The following is a 14851-nucleotide window of genomic DNA, read 5'->3' on the forward strand; positions in this document are numbered from 1 at the left end:
GTCAGCTTGTTGTCAACCGGCGCTCATGACCGAGAAGCCACGTCTTCACGTCCAGCCCCCAGCGGTAGCCACCGAGCGTGCCGTCGGTCCGCAGGACCCGGTGGCAGGGGACGAACAGCGCCGCCGCGTTGCGGGCGCAGGCAGCCGCGGCGGCCCGCACCGCCGGTGGCCGACCGGCCAGCGCCGCGTACCCGGTGTAGGTGACCGGGGTGCCGGCCGGAACCTCGCGCAGCACCTGCCAGGCGTGCGCCATGAACACGCCGCCGGTGTGCTGCCGCACGGGAACCGCGTCGATGGCGGCGAGATCACCGTCCAGGTAGGACCGGACCGCAGCGGAGGCGAGCCCCAGGTCGGCGCGCTGCCGCAGCGGTGCGCGCAGCGTCGGGTGGATCAGGGGCAGCAGGGCCGCCGGGTCCGGGGTGAAGCCGGCCGCGAGGACGTCGCCGTCCGGGCCGGCGAGGATGCTCAGCGGGCCGGTCGGGGTGGTCATTACGGTGCTGTCGATGCTCATGCCGCTCTCCAGAGTCTGATCGTGGCGTAGGACCGCCAGGGCCGCCAGCGTTCGGCGTGCGCGTGGAGGGTGGTGTCGGGCAGGCCGAGGGCGACCGCGCCGCGCCGGACCGCGAGGTCGGTGTCGAGCAGGACGTCCGGGTCGCCGAGGGCGCGCAGGGCGAGGTACTTGGCGGTCCACGGGCCGACGCCGGGCAAGGCGAGCAGCCGCCGCACGGTGTCCTCTCGATCCACTCCCGGCGCCAGGTCGAGCGTCCCGTCGGTGACAGCCCGCGCCAACCCCCGCAAGGTCTCCCGCCGCGCCGCCGGCATCCCAAACCCCGAGTCCGGCAAGCCCAAAAGATCCCCAGCGCCCAAAAACCCCCGAAGCCCCCCCACCCCGTCCCCCGCCCCAGTCCCCCGCCCCCCGTCGCCGTCGCCCCGTTGATCATGAAGTTGTTGTCCCGACGCGCCGGTGTCAGTGGCAACAACTTCATGATCAACGCGGTCGTGGGCGGTCAGGAGGCGCGTGAGGGTTTTTTGGGCTGCGGTGACCGAGATCTGTTGGCCGACGATGGCTCTTACCGCCATCTCGAAGCCGTCTACCGCGCGGGGCAGACGGATTCCTGGCTCTGCCGCCACCACCGGGGCCAGCGCTGGGTCCGCCGCGAGTGTGCCGTCGACGGCGGTCGGGTCCGCGTCCAGGTCGAGCAGGCGACGACAGCGGGCCACCGCCGGCGCCAGGTCACGCAGGTCGGTCAGGCGCAGCGTCGCCGCCACGTACCCGTCCGCCGGGGTCAGCGCCACCTGGCCGGTGCCGTGCGGCAACCGCAGACCCCGGTGGTACGTCCCGTCACGGACCTCGTCCACCCCGGGCAGGGCCCGTACCGCGAGGAAGTCCAGCAGCGCCCCGGCGTGCAACGGCGGTCGGTACGCCAGCCGGAGCGTGATCGTTCCCGCCCCGGCCGTCGCCTCGGGTCGGCCACGGGCCGTGCGCAGTTCCGACGGTGCGCTCGCGTACACCTCGCGGACCGTGTCGTTGAACTGCCGCACGCTGCCGAAGCCCGCGGCGAACGCGATCTCGGCCATCCCCAGGTCGGTCGTCTCGATCAGGATCCGGGCGGTCTGCGCCCGCTGGGCCCGGGCCAGCGCGAGCGGCCCGGCGCCCATCTCGGTGTGCAGCATCCGGTGCAGGTGCCGCTCGGTGTAGCCGAGGCGGGCAGCCAGTCCGGGTACGCCGTCCCGGTCGACAACCCCGTCGGCGATCAGCCGCATCGCCCGACCGACCACGTCGGCGCGAGCGTCCCACTCCGGCGAGCCGGGTGCGGCGTCCGGCCGGCAGCGGCGGCAGGCGCGCAGACCTGCGCCCTGCGCGGCGGCGGCGGACGGGAAGAACCGGACGTTCTGTCGCTTCGGGGTGGTCGCCGGGCAGGACGGCCTGCAGTAGATCCCGGTGGACGTCACGCCGGTGTAGAACCAGCCGTCGAACCGCTGGTCACGGCTGTCCACAGCCCGGTAGCACCGCTCGAAGTCCATCTCCACGTCACCGATGATGCCCCGCCCGGATGGCCGCCGGCTGGCGGGAATCGGACCTGGGCGTGCGCGGCGGCGCACGGCCCGCCTGCCCGCTGCCGGCGGGGGCGCCACCGGCGGCGTCGGAGGTCCCACCGGCCGGACCGGGCCCCGGTCCGGCCAGTGTTCAGCGGCGGCGTCGGTGGGGCTGGCCGGACCGGCCGGACCGGGCCGACTGGCCGGATCGGGCCGACTGGCCGGATCGGGCCGGGCTGGCGGCGGTCAGCAGGGCTGGCCGGAAGACGCCGTCCGGGTCGTACCGCTTCCACAGCCGCCGCACCCGGACGCCGGTCTCGCCCGGGTAGATCCGGGCGAACGCAGCCGTGTCCGGTCGGCTCTCGAAGTTGAGGTACTCGCCGTCGACGTGCGCGGCGACGCCCCGCCAGGCGGCGTCCAAGGCCGCGCCGCCCTGGGGCGGGAACACCGAGGCGACGACCAGGGTGTTCTGGTGCCGGTGGCGGTAAGCGGTCGCGTCCGGGGCGACGTCGTTGACCGCCCCGCCGACCGAGCGCAGTTGGATCACCGCTCGACCCGGCCCGGTCACCGCACGCATCACGGCCCGTGCGCCGGCGTCGTTCAGCTCGGTGAACAGGCCGTTGGTCGTCGTGCTGCGCTGCTGCCCGACGTTCGGGTGCAGGTGCGCGGTCGGCACCAGGGCCGGGTAGGGCAGCAGGTCGGTGCGGTGTTCGAGCACCTTTCCGATGGCCAGCAGCGGCTCCACCAGCGGCCGGGCGCGGCGCAGACTCTCGGTGGCCGCCACGGCGGTGACAGACATGAGGGTCGAGCGTCCCTCCGCGAACACCACGGCCGCAGCGGACAACTCCCGGGGAGCCTGTGCCAGGTAGCTCGACCACTCCCGAAGGGTGCGGCCGTCCGGGTGCGCCTCGACGACGAGTTGCGTCACCCCGACGTTGCGCTGCTCGGCGGCCTCGATCTCGAACGCCACCACGATGCCCGCCCCCGCGCCCGCGCCCCGGACGAGCCAGAACAGCTCCGGCTCGTGCTCCGCGTCCGCGCGGACCAGCGTCCCGTCCGCGAGCACCACCTCCACCGCGCGGACACGGTCGATGGTGAGGCCGTAGGAGCGCACCAACCAGCCGACGCCGCCGCCGGTGGCCAGGCCGCCGACGCCGACGTTGCCGTGGTCGCCCGAGCTGACCACCAGGCCGTACGGGGCCAGCGCCGTCGCGACGTTCGCCCAGCGGGCGCCGGCCTCGATCCGGACCAGGCCGGACCGTTCGTCGAGCACCCGCACGCGGTTGAGCATCGACAGGTCGATGACCAGCCCACCGTTGTTCGAGGACGCCCCGGAGAGCCCGTGCCCGCCGCTGCGGACGGCGATCGGCAGCCGCTGCTCCCGCGCGTAGCGGATCGCGTCGACCACCTGCGCGGTGCTCTTCGGCAGGAGGACGGCGGCCGGCGAAGCCGGCGTGGTGTACGTCGAGCGCAGTTGCGCGTACCGGCGGTCGCCGGGGGTGACGATCTGCCCGGTCAGCGAGTCGGGCACCCGGGCCAGGGTGTTGGTCATCGCTGCCCCCTCTGTTCACGGACCGCTGCCCGTCCGCCCGCGGCCGCCCGGGTCGGGTGTCGTGTCTCGCCCAGTTTGTCCGCAGACGGATCGAGGCTCACGCCGATGGTGATCGGCTGTCCGTAATCGGTCATGGGTCAAGAGTGGGCGGCGGCAGCGGCCTTGGCAAACTGAGGGTTAGCTACTAATCTTCAGTAAGTGACCAGCGAGGCGCAGGCCGCCGCTCTGCGGCGTTACCAGGGAATCGACGACTCCAGCTGCCGCACCTTCCAGGACGCGCTCGAGTTGGTCGGTCGGCGGTGGACCGGAGCCATCCTGCTCGCCGCCATGCGCGGCGCACGTCGTTTCGGGGAGTACCGGGCGGGGGTGACCGGGATCTCCGATCGGCTGCTCGCCCAGCGGCTCAGGGAGCTGGAGGCCGACGGGTTGATCGAGCGCACTGTCGTTCCGACGTCGCCGGTGCAGATCCTCTACGCCCCGACCCGGGACGGCCGGGAGTTGATGCTGCTGCTCCAGCCGCTGGTCGACTGGAGTCACCGGAGGCGCGACGGCCACCCGGCCGACGACGGCGGCCCGGCCGGCCAGGCCGAGCGGAGAAGCCGCCCGGCCTGACCGGATCTGATCAACTCACCGGGCCGGTTGCCCCGCAGGTCCGAGCGGGCTCGGGCTGACCGCCGGAAGTCCCGGCGGGGGTGCGCCCGGCGCGCCGACCGGTCCGCCGCCCGGCACGCCGGGCGGTCCTAGCGGGCTCGGCTCGACGGTCAGCTGGGCCGGGCTCGGCACGCCGGGCGGCCCGGGAACGACGGTGGGTTCGACGGTCGGTCGCGCCGGCACGCCGGGCGGTCCGGGTACGGCGGCCGGGTCGGCCGGGTTGGGCACCGCCGCCGGGCCGGCTGGGCTGGGCACGGCCGGTCTGGGCTGGTCCGAGCCGGTAGCGGCGAGGGCGATGGGTGCCGCGATCAGGATGGCGGCCACGGTGCCCACCGCACCCAACGTCACAGTGGCTCGACGCCGGCGGCGCACCCGCCGTTCCGCTCGGCTCAACAGGTCATGCACGATCGGTGCCTCCTCGGCCAGGTCGGTGAGGGTGGAGCGGATGAGGTGCTCGAAGGAGTCGGTCATCGCCGTACCTCCAGCAGTTCGATCTCCGGCAGGAGTTCCCGCAGTCGGGTGACCGCCCGGTGGGTACGGCTGCGCACGGTGCCCACCGAACAGCCCAACAGTTCGGCGACCCGGGCTTCGGGCAGGTCCTCGTAGTAGCGCAGCACCACGACCGCCCGTTGGGCCGGCGGCAGGTGCCGCAGCGCGGCGCGCATCGCCAACCGCACGTCCGACCCGCCGCTCGGGTCGGCGCCGACCGGCTCGTCCGCCGGGTTGAGCGGCGTCTCCCGCCACCGGCGCAGGCGCCGCCACCAGCTGATCTGCTGGCGGTACATGACGACGCGCAGATATCCCTCGGGATCGGTGTGCCGGATGGTTCCCCATTTCGGGATGGCCCGCGCCAACGCCGACTGGAAGAGGTCCTCGGCCGCGGTGCGGTCCCCGGTCAGCAGGTACGCGACCCGCATCAGCGCCGGAGTTCGGCTGCCGACGAACTCGGCCAGCCGGGCTCGTTCGTCCTCGTCCACCCACCACCCCCGTTTCGTTGTCACCCCTACAGACGCCCCAGGTCATCGTCGCTATCCACGATCGACGGATTGTTTTCCGCCCGAAAGTGTCGGTCGTGCCGGGTAGCGTCCGGCCACCAACTCAAGAAGGGGTGCGGCGATGGCGAGCGTGGCGGGTAGGGCGGCGGCGTCGACACCTGGCGCTTTCCCGCCGCTGCCCCGGGCGGTCGTGCAGTCCTTCTACCGCCGCATGCGCGCTGTCGCGCCAGCCGCCGTCGGCGCCATCGAGCGGGACCGGGCCGCCGACCCCGAGCAGGCGTTCTCCGATACCGCCTGCGGCCGGCTGGTTCGCTCCCTCGACGACGCGGGCCTGCGGGCGCTCGGCATGTGGACGCACCACTGGTGCATGCGGTTCTACGACGACGACACCCGGCCCGGCCGGCGGCTTGTCCGCGAGATCGCCGCCCGGCCCGGGCTGGGCTGGACGGCCGACGAGGTGCGCTGGATGCTGCGCGAGTCGGTCTGGGCCGGGCCGGGCGCCGCCGAACGGTTCACCCTGCCCGGTGCCGCCGCCGCGCAACTGCCCCCGGCCGACCGGCCCCTCGACGAGCTGCCGCCGGGGCACTGGCCCGAGGCCCGGGTGCCCCGCCAACGGCGGCCTGACTGACCGACGCTGCGCTGGCCGCACGCGCGCCGCGCAGCCGGCCACCGGCCGGCTGCGGCAGGATGGACGCCGCACCGCACCAACGAAAGGGACGCCCGATGCCCGCCAGCGAACCGACCATCCTCGCCACCAGCATGGGTTTCCGCCGGGGCGACCGGGGGCCGATGGATCTGCGCCCCGGCCCGGTCTTCAAGCTGGCGGCCGAGCTGGCCGAGGCCGGCCCGCAGCCGCGGATCTGCTACCTGGGGCAGGCCGTCGGGGACCAGCCCACCTCGCTGACCGCCGTCTACGGGGCGTTCGCCGACACCCGGTTCCGCGTGTCGCACCTGGCGCTGTTCCCGATGCCGAACGTCGACGACGTCCGCGCCCACCTGCTCGCCCAGGACGTGATCTGGGTTGGTGGTGGCAGCGTCGCCAACCTGGTTGCGGTCTGGCGGGTGCACGGGCTCGGCGAGATCCTGCACGAGTGCTGGCAGGCCGGCGTGGTGCTGGGTGGAGTCTCCGCCGGCTCGATCTGCTGGCATGTGGGCGGCGCCACCGACAGCTTCGGCCTTCGACTGCGCGGCTTCACCGAAGGGTTGGGCTGGCTGCCGTACGGCAACGGGGTGCACTACGACAGCGAAGACCAGCGGCGACCGCTGATGCACCAGCTGGTCGGCGACGGGACACTGCCGACCAGCCACTGCACCGACGACGGGGTCGGCCTGGTCTACCGGGGGACCCGGCTGGTCGAGGCGGTCGCCGACCGCGAGGGCGTCTCGGCGTACGAGGTCAGCCGCACCGCGGACGGCAGCGTTCAGGAGACGGTCATCGCCCCACGCCTGCTCGGCTGAGCGCCGGTCAGACCCGGTCCTCGAACGCGGCGCACACGGTGGCCCGCGCCTGTGGCCCCTCGATCGCCCGCAGCAGCTCCCGGGCCAGGGCGATCTGGTGCCCCTCGTCGACCGCCTTGTCCATCGGGGTCAGCTCCACGCGCCACCGGAAGTAGAGGTAGTCGTCCTCGTCGGTGGCGGCCAGCCGCGGGTCGGCGTCCTCGTTGGGGTTGATCTCCAGCAGGTTGCCGCGTACGTCCACCGAGTCCCGGCGGTAGGGCACCGCGTCGGGCAGCCGGGTGCGGATCAGGTCCAACAGCTCCGCCGCCGTCAGCGGGCCGTCGACCATGATGAGGAACTGCAACGTCGTCTGCACGTCTGCCACCCTGCCAGATGCGGATCCGCTCAATCGAGCGGGAGGAACGGGCCGTTGTCGAACTTGCCGCCCCGGCGCAACACCGAGAACTGCACCTTGTGCGGTACGTGCGTGTCCATCAGCTCGCGCCGCAGGTGGGTGAAGTCGGTGCCCAGGTCGAAGCTGGCGAGCTGACCGTTCTCGTTGATCCGGCGCAGCATCGTCTTGCGCAGCCGGGTCCCGTCCGGTGCCCGGGACAGGGAACGTTCAGCGAGGTCGAAGAAGGTCTTGTCGTCGACGATGAGCGCCACGTCGATGTCGGAGTCGGGGCGGGCGGTGCCGCGTACCCGGCTGCCGTGGGCGACCAGGTCACCGTCGGGCAGCCCGGCCTGCCGCTGCGTCTGCCGGGCACCTCGGGTGAACCGGGTCCACTGTCGTTCGGTGAAACCCTGCGGAATCCGGCGGGCGGCCCGGGTGGTCGCCGCCTCGGCCGCTTCGCCCGCCACGTCGTCGGCCCGCCGCATCATGCTCCGGGCGGCCTGCGCCACGATGCCCCGGGCAGCCGTCGTGGCGCCGTCCGGCAGGTCCCGCCGATGCCCTGTCACGCCGGCTCGTCCGACTGCCCGCGGCGCTGTACCGCGTCGTCGTTCAGGCGTCGGTGGCGTAGAACCGCGTCGAAGACCTGTGCCAGCTCGGCGGCGTCCTCGCCGGCATGGTGGGTGTGCGGCACGTCGTGCAGGCCCAGCTCGTGCTTGATCTTGCCCTTGCGGGTCTGGACCCACTCGCTGCCGGTCAGCCCCATCCAGTAGCTGCGCAGGTCGACGCCGGAGCCGGTGGCACCGAACGGGCTGTAGCCGACGAAGCGGACGAAGTACCAGTGCACGAACATGCCGTCCCAGACGGCGGGTGCGGCGAGGAAGACCGGACGGCCGATCCGGCGTAGCCCGTTGACCCAGGCCGCCGCCGCGGACATCGCCTCCTGTGCGGTGGGCGCTTCGCGGAGCAGGCGGTCCCGGTCCAGACCCGACACGGCCAGCGCGGCCGGGACGAACTCGTCGGAGATGGGACGCAGTTCGGTGTAGAAGGTCAGATCCGGGCGTCCGGCCACGGCCATGCCCAGCGAGATCATGCTGTACGGCCCGGGGATCGGCCCGTCCGCCTCCACGTCGACGCCGATGTACAGCTCGGGTAGGGGAGAGGTCATCCCAGCACCACCCCGATGGCCTGGTCGATCAGCATGTTGAGGACGATGTCGGTGAGCTTTTTGAAGACCGGGATCTCCAGCAACGAGGCACCGAACGTCGGCGCGGCCGTCGCGATCGCCTGGATGATCTGCACCAACAGGATGACCAACTGGACGATCACGTTGATCTTCAGGGCGAGGACGATCAGCGCGCACACGAAGAGCGTCGCGGCCACCATCTGCGCGCCTGTGCCACCGTCCCGCAGCACCGAGATCGCCGAGCCGTTGGCCTCCCAGCGCTGTTGGAACGCGGTCAGCGCGTCGCCCTGGTTGCCGGCCAGCACCCGCTGCGCGGCCGCCGTGCCCTCCGCCGCCGCGTTGTTCAGCGAGTCGGCCATCTCCATCCACATCTGGCCGAGCTCGAACAGTTTTGTCTCGTCCGACTTGGGCCAGGTGTAGCCCAGCTCGTTGAGCAGGCCGGCGAGTTCGCCGGGCAGCATGATGCCCATCGACCCGCCTACCAGCTCATTGTCGTGAACTGGGCGTCGTTGTCCTGCTCGACCAGGTCGTACTGGTCGGCCATCAGGCTCAACCCGTCACCGAAGCCGCGCAGCCCGTCGACGACCGACCCGAGGCACTCCGCCGCGATCTCCTCGGCCACCTGGTACGACATGCCGATCAGACCGCCCACGTCGTCGTCGCCGAAGATGTCGCCCATCGAGGCCGTCCGTGCGCGCAGCGCCTCCCACTGCGCGGCGAGCTGCTCGGCCACCGCCGTCAGGTGACCGCCGCCCTGCCGCAGCGCGGGTGGATGCACCTGCAGGTCGTCGCGCATGTCGTCACCTCGCTGCCTGCTGGATGCGCCGCACCGCGTCGGTGAGGGCATCGGTCATCGCCGCCATGCTGCGTACCGACTCGTTCTGCAACTCGTCGAGCTGCTGGCCCAGGGCCACCGGGTCCACCGTGGGCGCGTCCGCCGCCTCGCCGGCCTGGAGCCGCAGGTCGTCGAGCGCGGCGTTGACCGCCAGGGTGATCTGCTCGCCGAGCACCTCGGCGCCCATCCGCAGGGCGCGCGGGTCCACCGTCACCGACTCGATGCGCTGGCCGACCGCCACGACCTCGACCTGCCCGCCCGCCGCGGATCCGCTGGCCCGTGCCGGCTGGGCGCTCACGCCGTCGTCGGGAGCCTGACCGGTCGACCGCATCGACGCCAGCGCCTGTCGGGTCTGCTGGAACAGTCGGTCGAATTCCGTCACCTGGTCCACAACGCCCCCTAACGTCGCACGTGACATCGAAGAGGGTAGCAACGGGACTCCAGTGCCGGGACGCGCTAGGGCGCGACCACGGCTGGCGCGGTCCGGGCCGAATCGGAGCCGCCTGGACCGGTCCGGTTGGCACCGGCGTAAGCTGGCCCGTCGTGAGTCTCACCATCGGCATCGTCGGCCTGCCCAACGTCGGCAAGAGCACGCTTTTCAACGCGTTGACCAAGAACGACGTGCTGGCGGCGAACTACCCGTTCGCCACCATCGAGCCCAACGTCGGCGTGGTCGGGCTCCCCGACGAGCGGCTGGGCAAGCTGGCCGAGATCTTCTCCTCGCAGAAGGTGCTGCCTGCGCCGGTGTCGTTCGTCGACATCGCCGGCCTGGTGCGCGGCGCGTCGAAGGGGCAGGGCCGGGGCAACGCGTTCCTGGCCAACATCCGGGACGCCTCGGCGATCTGCCAGGTCGTGCGGGCCTTCTCCGACCCGAACGTGGTGCACGTCGACGGCAAGGTCTCCCCGGCCGACGACATCGAGACGATCAACACCGAGCTGATCCTCGCCGACCTGCAGACCCTCGACAAGGCGCTGCCGCGGTTGGAGAAGGAGGCCAAGCTCCGCAAGGACCGCCTGGCCGCGGTCGCCGCCGCGAAGGCGGCCATCGAGGTGCTCGACGGCGGCACCACCCTCTACTCCGGGGCCGCCGCCGCCAAGATCGAGCTGGAGCACCTGCGCGAGCTGCACCTGCTCACCACCAAGCCCTTCCTGTACGTCTTCAACGTCGACGAGGCCGAGCTGGCCAACGAGACGTTCCTCGACGAACTGCGTGCCCTGGTCGCCCCTGCCGAGGCCATCTTCATGGACGCCAAGATCGAATCTGAGCTGGTGGACCTGCCCGAGGAGGAGGCCCGCGAGCTGCTGGAGTCGATCGGGCAGAACGAGCCCGGTCTCAACCAGCTCGTCCGGGTCGGCTTCCGCACCCTCGGCCTCCAGACGTACCTCACCGCCGGCCCCAAGGAAGCGCGCGCCTGGACCGTCCCGGTCGGCGCCACCGCGCCGGAGGCCGCGGGCGTCATCCACAGCGACTTCCAGCGCGGCTTCATCAAGGCCGAGGTGGTCTCCTTCAACGACCTGGTCGAGCACGGATCGATGGCGGCGGCCAAGGCGGCGGGCAAGGTCCGCATCGAGGGCAAGGAGTACGTCATGCAGGACGGCGACGTGGTGGAGTTCCGCTTCAACGTCTGATCCCCGCCGCTCAATCACGTGTCCCGTAGGCCCTGGAGGGCGTGCGAAGGTAGGCGTCCGAGATTGAATCCAGCCGCGACCACCCGTCCTAGCGCAGATCGATTCGGCTGTCGCCGACGGGATCTGCTGCACCAGCGGTGACCGACGGAATCCGTTGACGACAAGTTGTTTGCCGAGTTCAGCTCCGAGTTGACCGAACAGGCGAAGCCGAGCCATACGTGGGCCGTTCTTTGCCTCCGTCCCATGCTTAGATTGGGCGCATGGCACCCTCTGGTCGCTGGCTGCTCGTGCACGTCACCACGGTGGCCGTGCTGCTGGTCATATTTGTGTTCCAGGTTTTCGCCTTACGCTCCTCGGACGCTGGACCGACCGCGAGTATGGCCTTGGCTCTATCGGGCCTGCCACTGTTAGCACTCGGGTTGCCCTGGTCATTGCACTATGTGGTCAGTCCCTACACATACTCAACCGTGGCCTTGGCCATGCTGGGGATGGCGGGGCCGGCGGTCCTCAACGTCGTCATCCACGTGTGGATCTTCGGGCTGAAGGGGCGGAGTTGGCGTGCACCTTGAGTGACTGTCCTGAGCGGGCAGTCACTTAGGTCAGAGCTGGCGATGGTTGCTTGGGACGAGGTGACGATTGGGCCGGACTGAGGGACTCGGCGGCGGTATTCCGACCGACAGCAGTGGCGGCGCGTCAATCGCAGAGCCGGAGAGGCAGCGAAGAGGCAGCGCGACGACGACTAGCGGAATGGCGGGAGACGAGGCAGGGCGCCAGGGTAGCCATGCTTGACGAAGTGGGACGACAGCAAAACGCATTAAATGATGTCCGTGCCCGCGTTCACACCCTGATCTAGGGTGCCAAGGAATGCTGACTGGCCTTTTCGCTGCTCAAGGCATCTCAACGCAGGGCAACTGGCTTTCTGAACCGTATGCGGGGGCCCGCCGACAGCAGCATTGACAGCAACCACCCGGGCCGAGGAAGGCCGCCGGCCACCGAACGGCTCGGGCGGCCGGAGGAGATCGCCGCCTTCGCCGCCTTCCTGCTCAGCGACGAGACCCGATTCATCACCGGAGCCGCACTCGCGACCGACGGCGGCCTCACCGCCGCCTGACGACGGCAGACATCAACGTCTGAATCCGGCCTGCTGTCGGCCGGGCCCTCAGGTTGGTGTCCGCCCTTGAGGATGGCCGCCGCCAGGGCTTGTGCTGCGGAGCGTCCACGTCCCGGCACCGGCCGCCTCCTCGCCGGGCGAGAGGAGGCAGCCGGTCCGGTTCGGTGCGTATCCCCGCAGACCCGTTACGCCGGTTCGACCGGTAGCCACAGCTCGCAGGTCGCGGTGCTGAAGTCGTCCGCGCGATCGAGGATGGCGACGATCGAGGGCCCCGGCCGCAGACGCCACGGGTTGGACGGGAACCATTCGGTCGCGGTCGCCGCCCAGGTGTCCTGTAGGGCCTGCGGATGGGGTCCGGAGGTGCGGAAGACGGCCCACGTGCCGGCCGGTACCTCGATGGCGTCGAGGTCGTGGGGGACCGGCGTGTCCTGGGACAGCGCGACCCCGTGCAGGTAGGTCAGTTCGCTGCCCTCGGCGGCGTCGGGGTCGAGCCCGTCGCTGACCTGGAGGAGGCCTCCGGGCTCGGTGTCGCTGAGGGCCTTCAGCCGGAGATGCTCCTGCGGCGGCAGCGCGGCGATGTGCTGTTGGATGTGTGGGTTGACGCCCTGGTGGATGAGCGGGACCCGGGCCGCGTGGCCGGCGAGCCGGAACGCGGGGCGGTCCACGATGCGAGTGTCCATGGGGATACTCCCTTCGACGGTCAGGCGGAACCTGAGCTGCGGTTGAGTGCGAAGGGGACCTCCGTCGCGGCGAACGTCACCGGGGTTGGCACCATGGACCGCCCGGAACGCCCGTCCGAACGCCTCGGTCGAGCCGTACCCGTAGCGGACGGCGATGCTCAGCAGATCGCCCTCCCCCCGAACGACGTCGGCAGCGGCGACGGTCATGCGCCGTCGGCGCACGTACTCCGACAGCGGCATGCCAGCCAACGACGAGAACATCCGGCGCAGGTGGTATTCGGTCGTGCCGAGTGCCTTCGCCAATCCGTTGACGTCGAACTCCTCGGTGAGGTGCTTCTCGACCAGGTCGACAAGCCTGTTGAGTGCCGCGATCACGAGGCCTCCCTTCGCCGTCAAGCCTGGCCGAGGAACCCCTGGCCGTGCCCGACCATAGAGGCCCGATCCGATCATGTACGGGGAACGCCGCGCAGCGGTGTCGCAGATCAGTTGGGACGGCACACCAGGCGGCGCGGGTGGCCGGCCTGCCGACGCACGTCGCTCAGGTGGCTGTCCGGCGGATGGCGAGCAGGGCGATGTCGTCGTTCGGGTTTTCGGTGTCGAGGGTTGCCATGACGGCGGCGCAGACGGTGTCGGCAGGCCCGACCGGAGCGGCAGCCATCAGGCGGGCGATGCCGATGTCGATCGGTTCGTCACGACGTTCGACGAGCCCGTCGGTGTAGCAGATCAGGACCGCGCCGGGCGGGAAGTCCGCCCCCGTACTGCGCCGTTGCGGTGTCCGGTAGCCAATGCCGAGCGGCGGGTCGACCTTGGCGGAGAGCAGGACGGCGGGTTGCCCGGGCACAACCATCACGGGGCGCAGGTGCCCCGCCAGGGAAACCTTGATGGTCGCGCCGTCCGGGGAGATCATCGCGTACAGCGCGGTGCTGAGGCTGCCGGTCTCGAAGTGGTTGACCTTCCGATCGAGGAGGGTCAGCGCCTCCGCCGGATCGTCCGAGACCAGTGCGTACGCCCGCAGCGCACTTCGGATCCGTCCCATCACCACGGCCGACTGCAATCCGTGCCCCGACACGTCACCGATGACCACTCCCAGCCACCCGGATGGCAGGGGGAAGACGTCGTACCAGTCGCCGCCCACACCGGAGACGTGACCGGGGACGTATCGGGCGGCCATCTCCAGATTCGGCACCTTGGGCAGCTCGGTGGGGAGCAAACTCCGTTGCAGGGCCAGCGCGGCGTTCTGGTCCAGGCTGTGCACACGGGCCTGGTTGGCCACGCCGATCCGGTCGGCGACGAGTTCGAGCAGCCGGACGTCGTCCGGGGCGAACCGGCGTGGAGTGAGGGTCCCGACGTGCAGGACGCCGATGAGGTCACCGCGCGCGAGGACCGGCACGCCGAGCAGAGACTTGATCCCGGCCTGCAACAGGACCGGGTTGACCACCTGCTCGGCGGTGACGTGTTCGATGATCACTGGCCGCCGGGTCAGGGCGATCCGGCCGGCGAAGCCCCGGCCGATGGAGACCCGGAAGGCTTGCCGGACCTCTTCTTCCAGCCCTTTGGCGGCGGTGGCCACGAGCTGCCGGGCGTGCACGTCGAGCAGCAGGATGGCGGCCGTGTCGACGCTCAGCAGTTCGCGGACCCGGTCGAGCAGCTCGTCGAAGAGGTCGGCGGCGTCGAGCCGAGACAGCGTCGCGTCGGTTACGGCCTCAATGCGGCGTAACCGCTCCGCGTCCGTGACACCGCTGGTCGCAACCACGCAATGATCGTAGCTGTGCCGTCCGCTGTTGCTGGTCGCGCGTTGGTCAAGCAATGTCCGGCAGTGGACTGCCCGCAGGCAGCTGGTTGCTCCGTGAGCCGCGCGGCAGTCCAGCCCGTTGATCAGGCACTACACGACGGAGAGCCGGGAGCGAGCTGTCTCGCCCGGCCGGCTACCGCTCGGCCCAGACGCCCAGCTCGTTGCCGCTGGGGTCGGTGAAGTGGAAACGCCGCCCGCCCGGGAACTCGTACGGCCCGTTCACCACGTGACCGCCGGCCTCCTTCACGGCCTGCACGGACCGGTCCAGGTCGCTGGAGTAGAGCAGCACGAGCGGGCCGCCTGCCCGGACTTCCTGGTCCACACGGAGACCGCCCACCTCGGGTGCGGACTCACCGTGCGGGCTCCGGATTCCGGCGTACCCCGGCCCGTAGTCGTTGAACTGCCAGCCGAACGCGTCGGCGTAGAAGCGCTTGGCCTGGGCGAGGTCGTCGACCGTGAACTCCACGTAGTCGATGGCGTGGTGTCGCTGGGGAGAAGACTCAGACATGCGCCGCATTGTGCGCGCGGGGTGTGACACGGTCGCCGACCGCGGAG

19 protein-coding genes are annotated in these 14851 nt (G+C 71.2%); 5 read left to right on the forward strand and 14 right to left on the reverse strand.

Annotated elements, in window-relative coordinates:
- Nucleotide 1: 1 nt before the first annotated feature.
- The 3 genes from ABZ808_RS17515 to ABZ808_RS17525 form a co-directional block, all read right to left on the reverse strand.
- Entirely contained in the window at nucleotides 2-511 is a 510-nt protein-coding gene (locus ABZ808_RS17515; protein ID WP_357007204.1) for a methylated-DNA--[protein]-cysteine S-methyltransferase, read from the reverse strand.
- A complete protein-coding gene (locus tag ABZ808_RS17520; RefSeq protein WP_357007207.1) occupies nucleotides 508-2031 on the reverse strand; it encodes an AlkA N-terminal domain-containing protein in 1524 nt (507 codons plus the stop codon). The genes ABZ808_RS17515 and ABZ808_RS17520 overlap by 4 nt, the downstream gene beginning before the upstream one ends.
- Before the next feature lie 157 nt (nucleotides 2032-2188).
- The gene (locus tag ABZ808_RS17525) at nucleotides 2189-3589 is read right to left on the reverse strand and encodes an FAD-binding oxidoreductase (protein WP_357007210.1); all 1401 of its coding nucleotides are present in this window, start codon (nucleotides 3587-3589) and stop codon (nucleotides 2189-2191) included.
- Between the two features lie 198 nt (nucleotides 3590-3787).
- Here ABZ808_RS17525 and ABZ808_RS17530 point away from each other — a divergent pair, with 198 nt between their 5' ends.
- Nucleotides 3788-4201, forward strand: a complete 414-nt coding sequence (locus tag ABZ808_RS17530) for a helix-turn-helix domain-containing protein (protein WP_357007213.1) — start codon at nucleotides 3788-3790, stop codon at nucleotides 4199-4201.
- Nucleotides 4202-4216: 15 nt separating this feature from the next.
- Here ABZ808_RS17530 and ABZ808_RS17535 read toward each other — a convergent pair whose 3' ends face one another.
- The gene (locus ABZ808_RS17535; RefSeq protein ID WP_357007216.1) at nucleotides 4217-4711 is read right to left on the reverse strand and encodes a hypothetical protein; all 495 of its coding nucleotides are present in this window, start codon (nucleotides 4709-4711) and stop codon (nucleotides 4217-4219) included.
- Nucleotides 4708-5217: a SigE family RNA polymerase sigma factor gene (locus ABZ808_RS17540; RefSeq protein WP_357007219.1), complete on the reverse strand. Its 510-nt coding sequence runs from the start codon at nucleotides 5215-5217 to the stop codon at nucleotides 4708-4710. The genes ABZ808_RS17535 and ABZ808_RS17540 overlap by 4 nt, the downstream gene beginning before the upstream one ends.
- A 139-nt stretch (nucleotides 5218-5356) precedes the next feature.
- Here ABZ808_RS17540 and ABZ808_RS17545 point away from each other — a divergent pair, with 139 nt between their 5' ends.
- Together ABZ808_RS17545 and ABZ808_RS17550 are read left to right on the forward strand one after the other, a co-directional pair.
- Nucleotides 5357-5863: a hypothetical protein gene (locus ABZ808_RS17545; protein ID WP_357007222.1), complete on the forward strand. Its 507-nt coding sequence runs from the start codon at nucleotides 5357-5359 to the stop codon at nucleotides 5861-5863.
- Nucleotides 5864-5958: 95 nt separating this feature from the next.
- Nucleotides 5959-6693, forward strand: coding sequence for a peptidase E (locus ABZ808_RS17550; RefSeq protein ID WP_357007225.1), 735 nt, complete (start codon nucleotides 5959-5961; stop codon nucleotides 6691-6693).
- A gap of 7 nt (nucleotides 6694-6700) precedes the next feature.
- On the opposite strand, the gene ABZ808_RS17555 is transcribed toward ABZ808_RS17550, so the two are convergent.
- Genes ABZ808_RS17555 through ABZ808_RS17580 form a run of 6 tightly spaced genes read right to left on the reverse strand, consistent with a single transcriptional unit; the run spans nucleotide 6701 to nucleotide 9466 of the window.
- Nucleotides 6701-7048, reverse strand: coding sequence for a hypothetical protein (locus ABZ808_RS17555; RefSeq protein WP_357007229.1), 348 nt, complete (start codon nucleotides 7046-7048; stop codon nucleotides 6701-6703).
- A 29-nt stretch (nucleotides 7049-7077) separates the two neighbouring features.
- Entirely contained in the window at nucleotides 7078-7632 is a 555-nt protein-coding gene (locus ABZ808_RS17560; protein WP_357007232.1) for a nucleotidyltransferase domain-containing protein, read from the reverse strand.
- Nucleotides 7629-8231: an exonuclease gene (locus ABZ808_RS17565; protein WP_357007234.1), complete on the reverse strand. Its 603-nt coding sequence runs from the start codon at nucleotides 8229-8231 to the stop codon at nucleotides 7629-7631. The genes ABZ808_RS17560 and ABZ808_RS17565 overlap by 4 nt, the downstream gene beginning before the upstream one ends.
- Nucleotides 8228-8719 carry a hypothetical protein gene (locus tag ABZ808_RS17570; RefSeq protein WP_357007236.1) on the reverse strand — a complete coding sequence of 164 codons (492 nt, stop codon included), beginning with the start codon at nucleotides 8717-8719 and terminating at the stop codon, nucleotides 8228-8230. The genes ABZ808_RS17565 and ABZ808_RS17570 overlap by 4 nt, the downstream gene beginning before the upstream one ends.
- 8 nt (nucleotides 8720-8727) lie before the next feature.
- On the reverse strand, nucleotides 8728-9045 hold the full coding sequence (locus ABZ808_RS17575) for a hypothetical protein (RefSeq protein ID WP_357007238.1): 318 nt from the start codon (nucleotides 9043-9045) through the stop codon (nucleotides 8728-8730).
- 4 nt (nucleotides 9046-9049) lie between these two features.
- Nucleotides 9050-9466 carry a YbaB/EbfC family nucleoid-associated protein gene (locus ABZ808_RS17580; protein WP_357007240.1) on the reverse strand — a complete coding sequence of 139 codons (417 nt, stop codon included), beginning with the start codon at nucleotides 9464-9466 and terminating at the stop codon, nucleotides 9050-9052.
- 161 nt (nucleotides 9467-9627) lie between these two features.
- On the opposite strand from ABZ808_RS17580, the gene ychF reads away from it, so the two are divergent.
- Both ychF and ABZ808_RS17590 read left to right on the forward strand, forming a co-directional pair.
- Nucleotides 9628-10713 (forward strand): redox-regulated ATPase YchF, encoded by a 1086-nt coding sequence (ychF, locus tag ABZ808_RS17585; protein ID WP_357007242.1) that lies wholly within the window; start codon nucleotides 9628-9630, stop codon nucleotides 10711-10713.
- Between the two features lie 928 nt (nucleotides 10714-11641).
- Nucleotides 11642-11824, forward strand: a complete 183-nt coding sequence (locus ABZ808_RS17590) for an SDR family oxidoreductase (protein WP_357007244.1) — start codon at nucleotides 11642-11644, stop codon at nucleotides 11822-11824.
- 185 nt (nucleotides 11825-12009) lie between these two features.
- Here ABZ808_RS17590 and ABZ808_RS17595 read toward each other — a convergent pair whose 3' ends face one another.
- From ABZ808_RS17595 to ABZ808_RS17605, 3 genes are all read right to left on the reverse strand, one after another.
- A complete protein-coding gene (locus tag ABZ808_RS17595; protein ID WP_357007246.1) occupies nucleotides 12010-12879 on the reverse strand; it encodes an AraC family transcriptional regulator in 870 nt (289 codons plus the stop codon).
- Between the two features lie 163 nt (nucleotides 12880-13042).
- Complete coding sequence (locus tag ABZ808_RS17600) at nucleotides 13043-14257, reverse strand: GAF domain-containing SpoIIE family protein phosphatase (RefSeq protein WP_357007248.1); 1215 nt, start codon at nucleotides 14255-14257, stop codon at nucleotides 13043-13045.
- Nucleotides 14258-14429: 172 nt separating this feature from the next.
- The gene (locus ABZ808_RS17605; protein ID WP_357007250.1) at nucleotides 14430-14804 is read right to left on the reverse strand and encodes a VOC family protein; all 375 of its coding nucleotides are present in this window, start codon (nucleotides 14802-14804) and stop codon (nucleotides 14430-14432) included.
- Nucleotides 14805-14851: the final 47 nt, after the last annotated feature.

Source organism: Micromonospora sp. NPDC047527 (assembly GCF_040643015.1).
Classification (GTDB): Bacteria; Actinomycetota; Actinomycetes; order Mycobacteriales; family Micromonosporaceae; genus Micromonospora.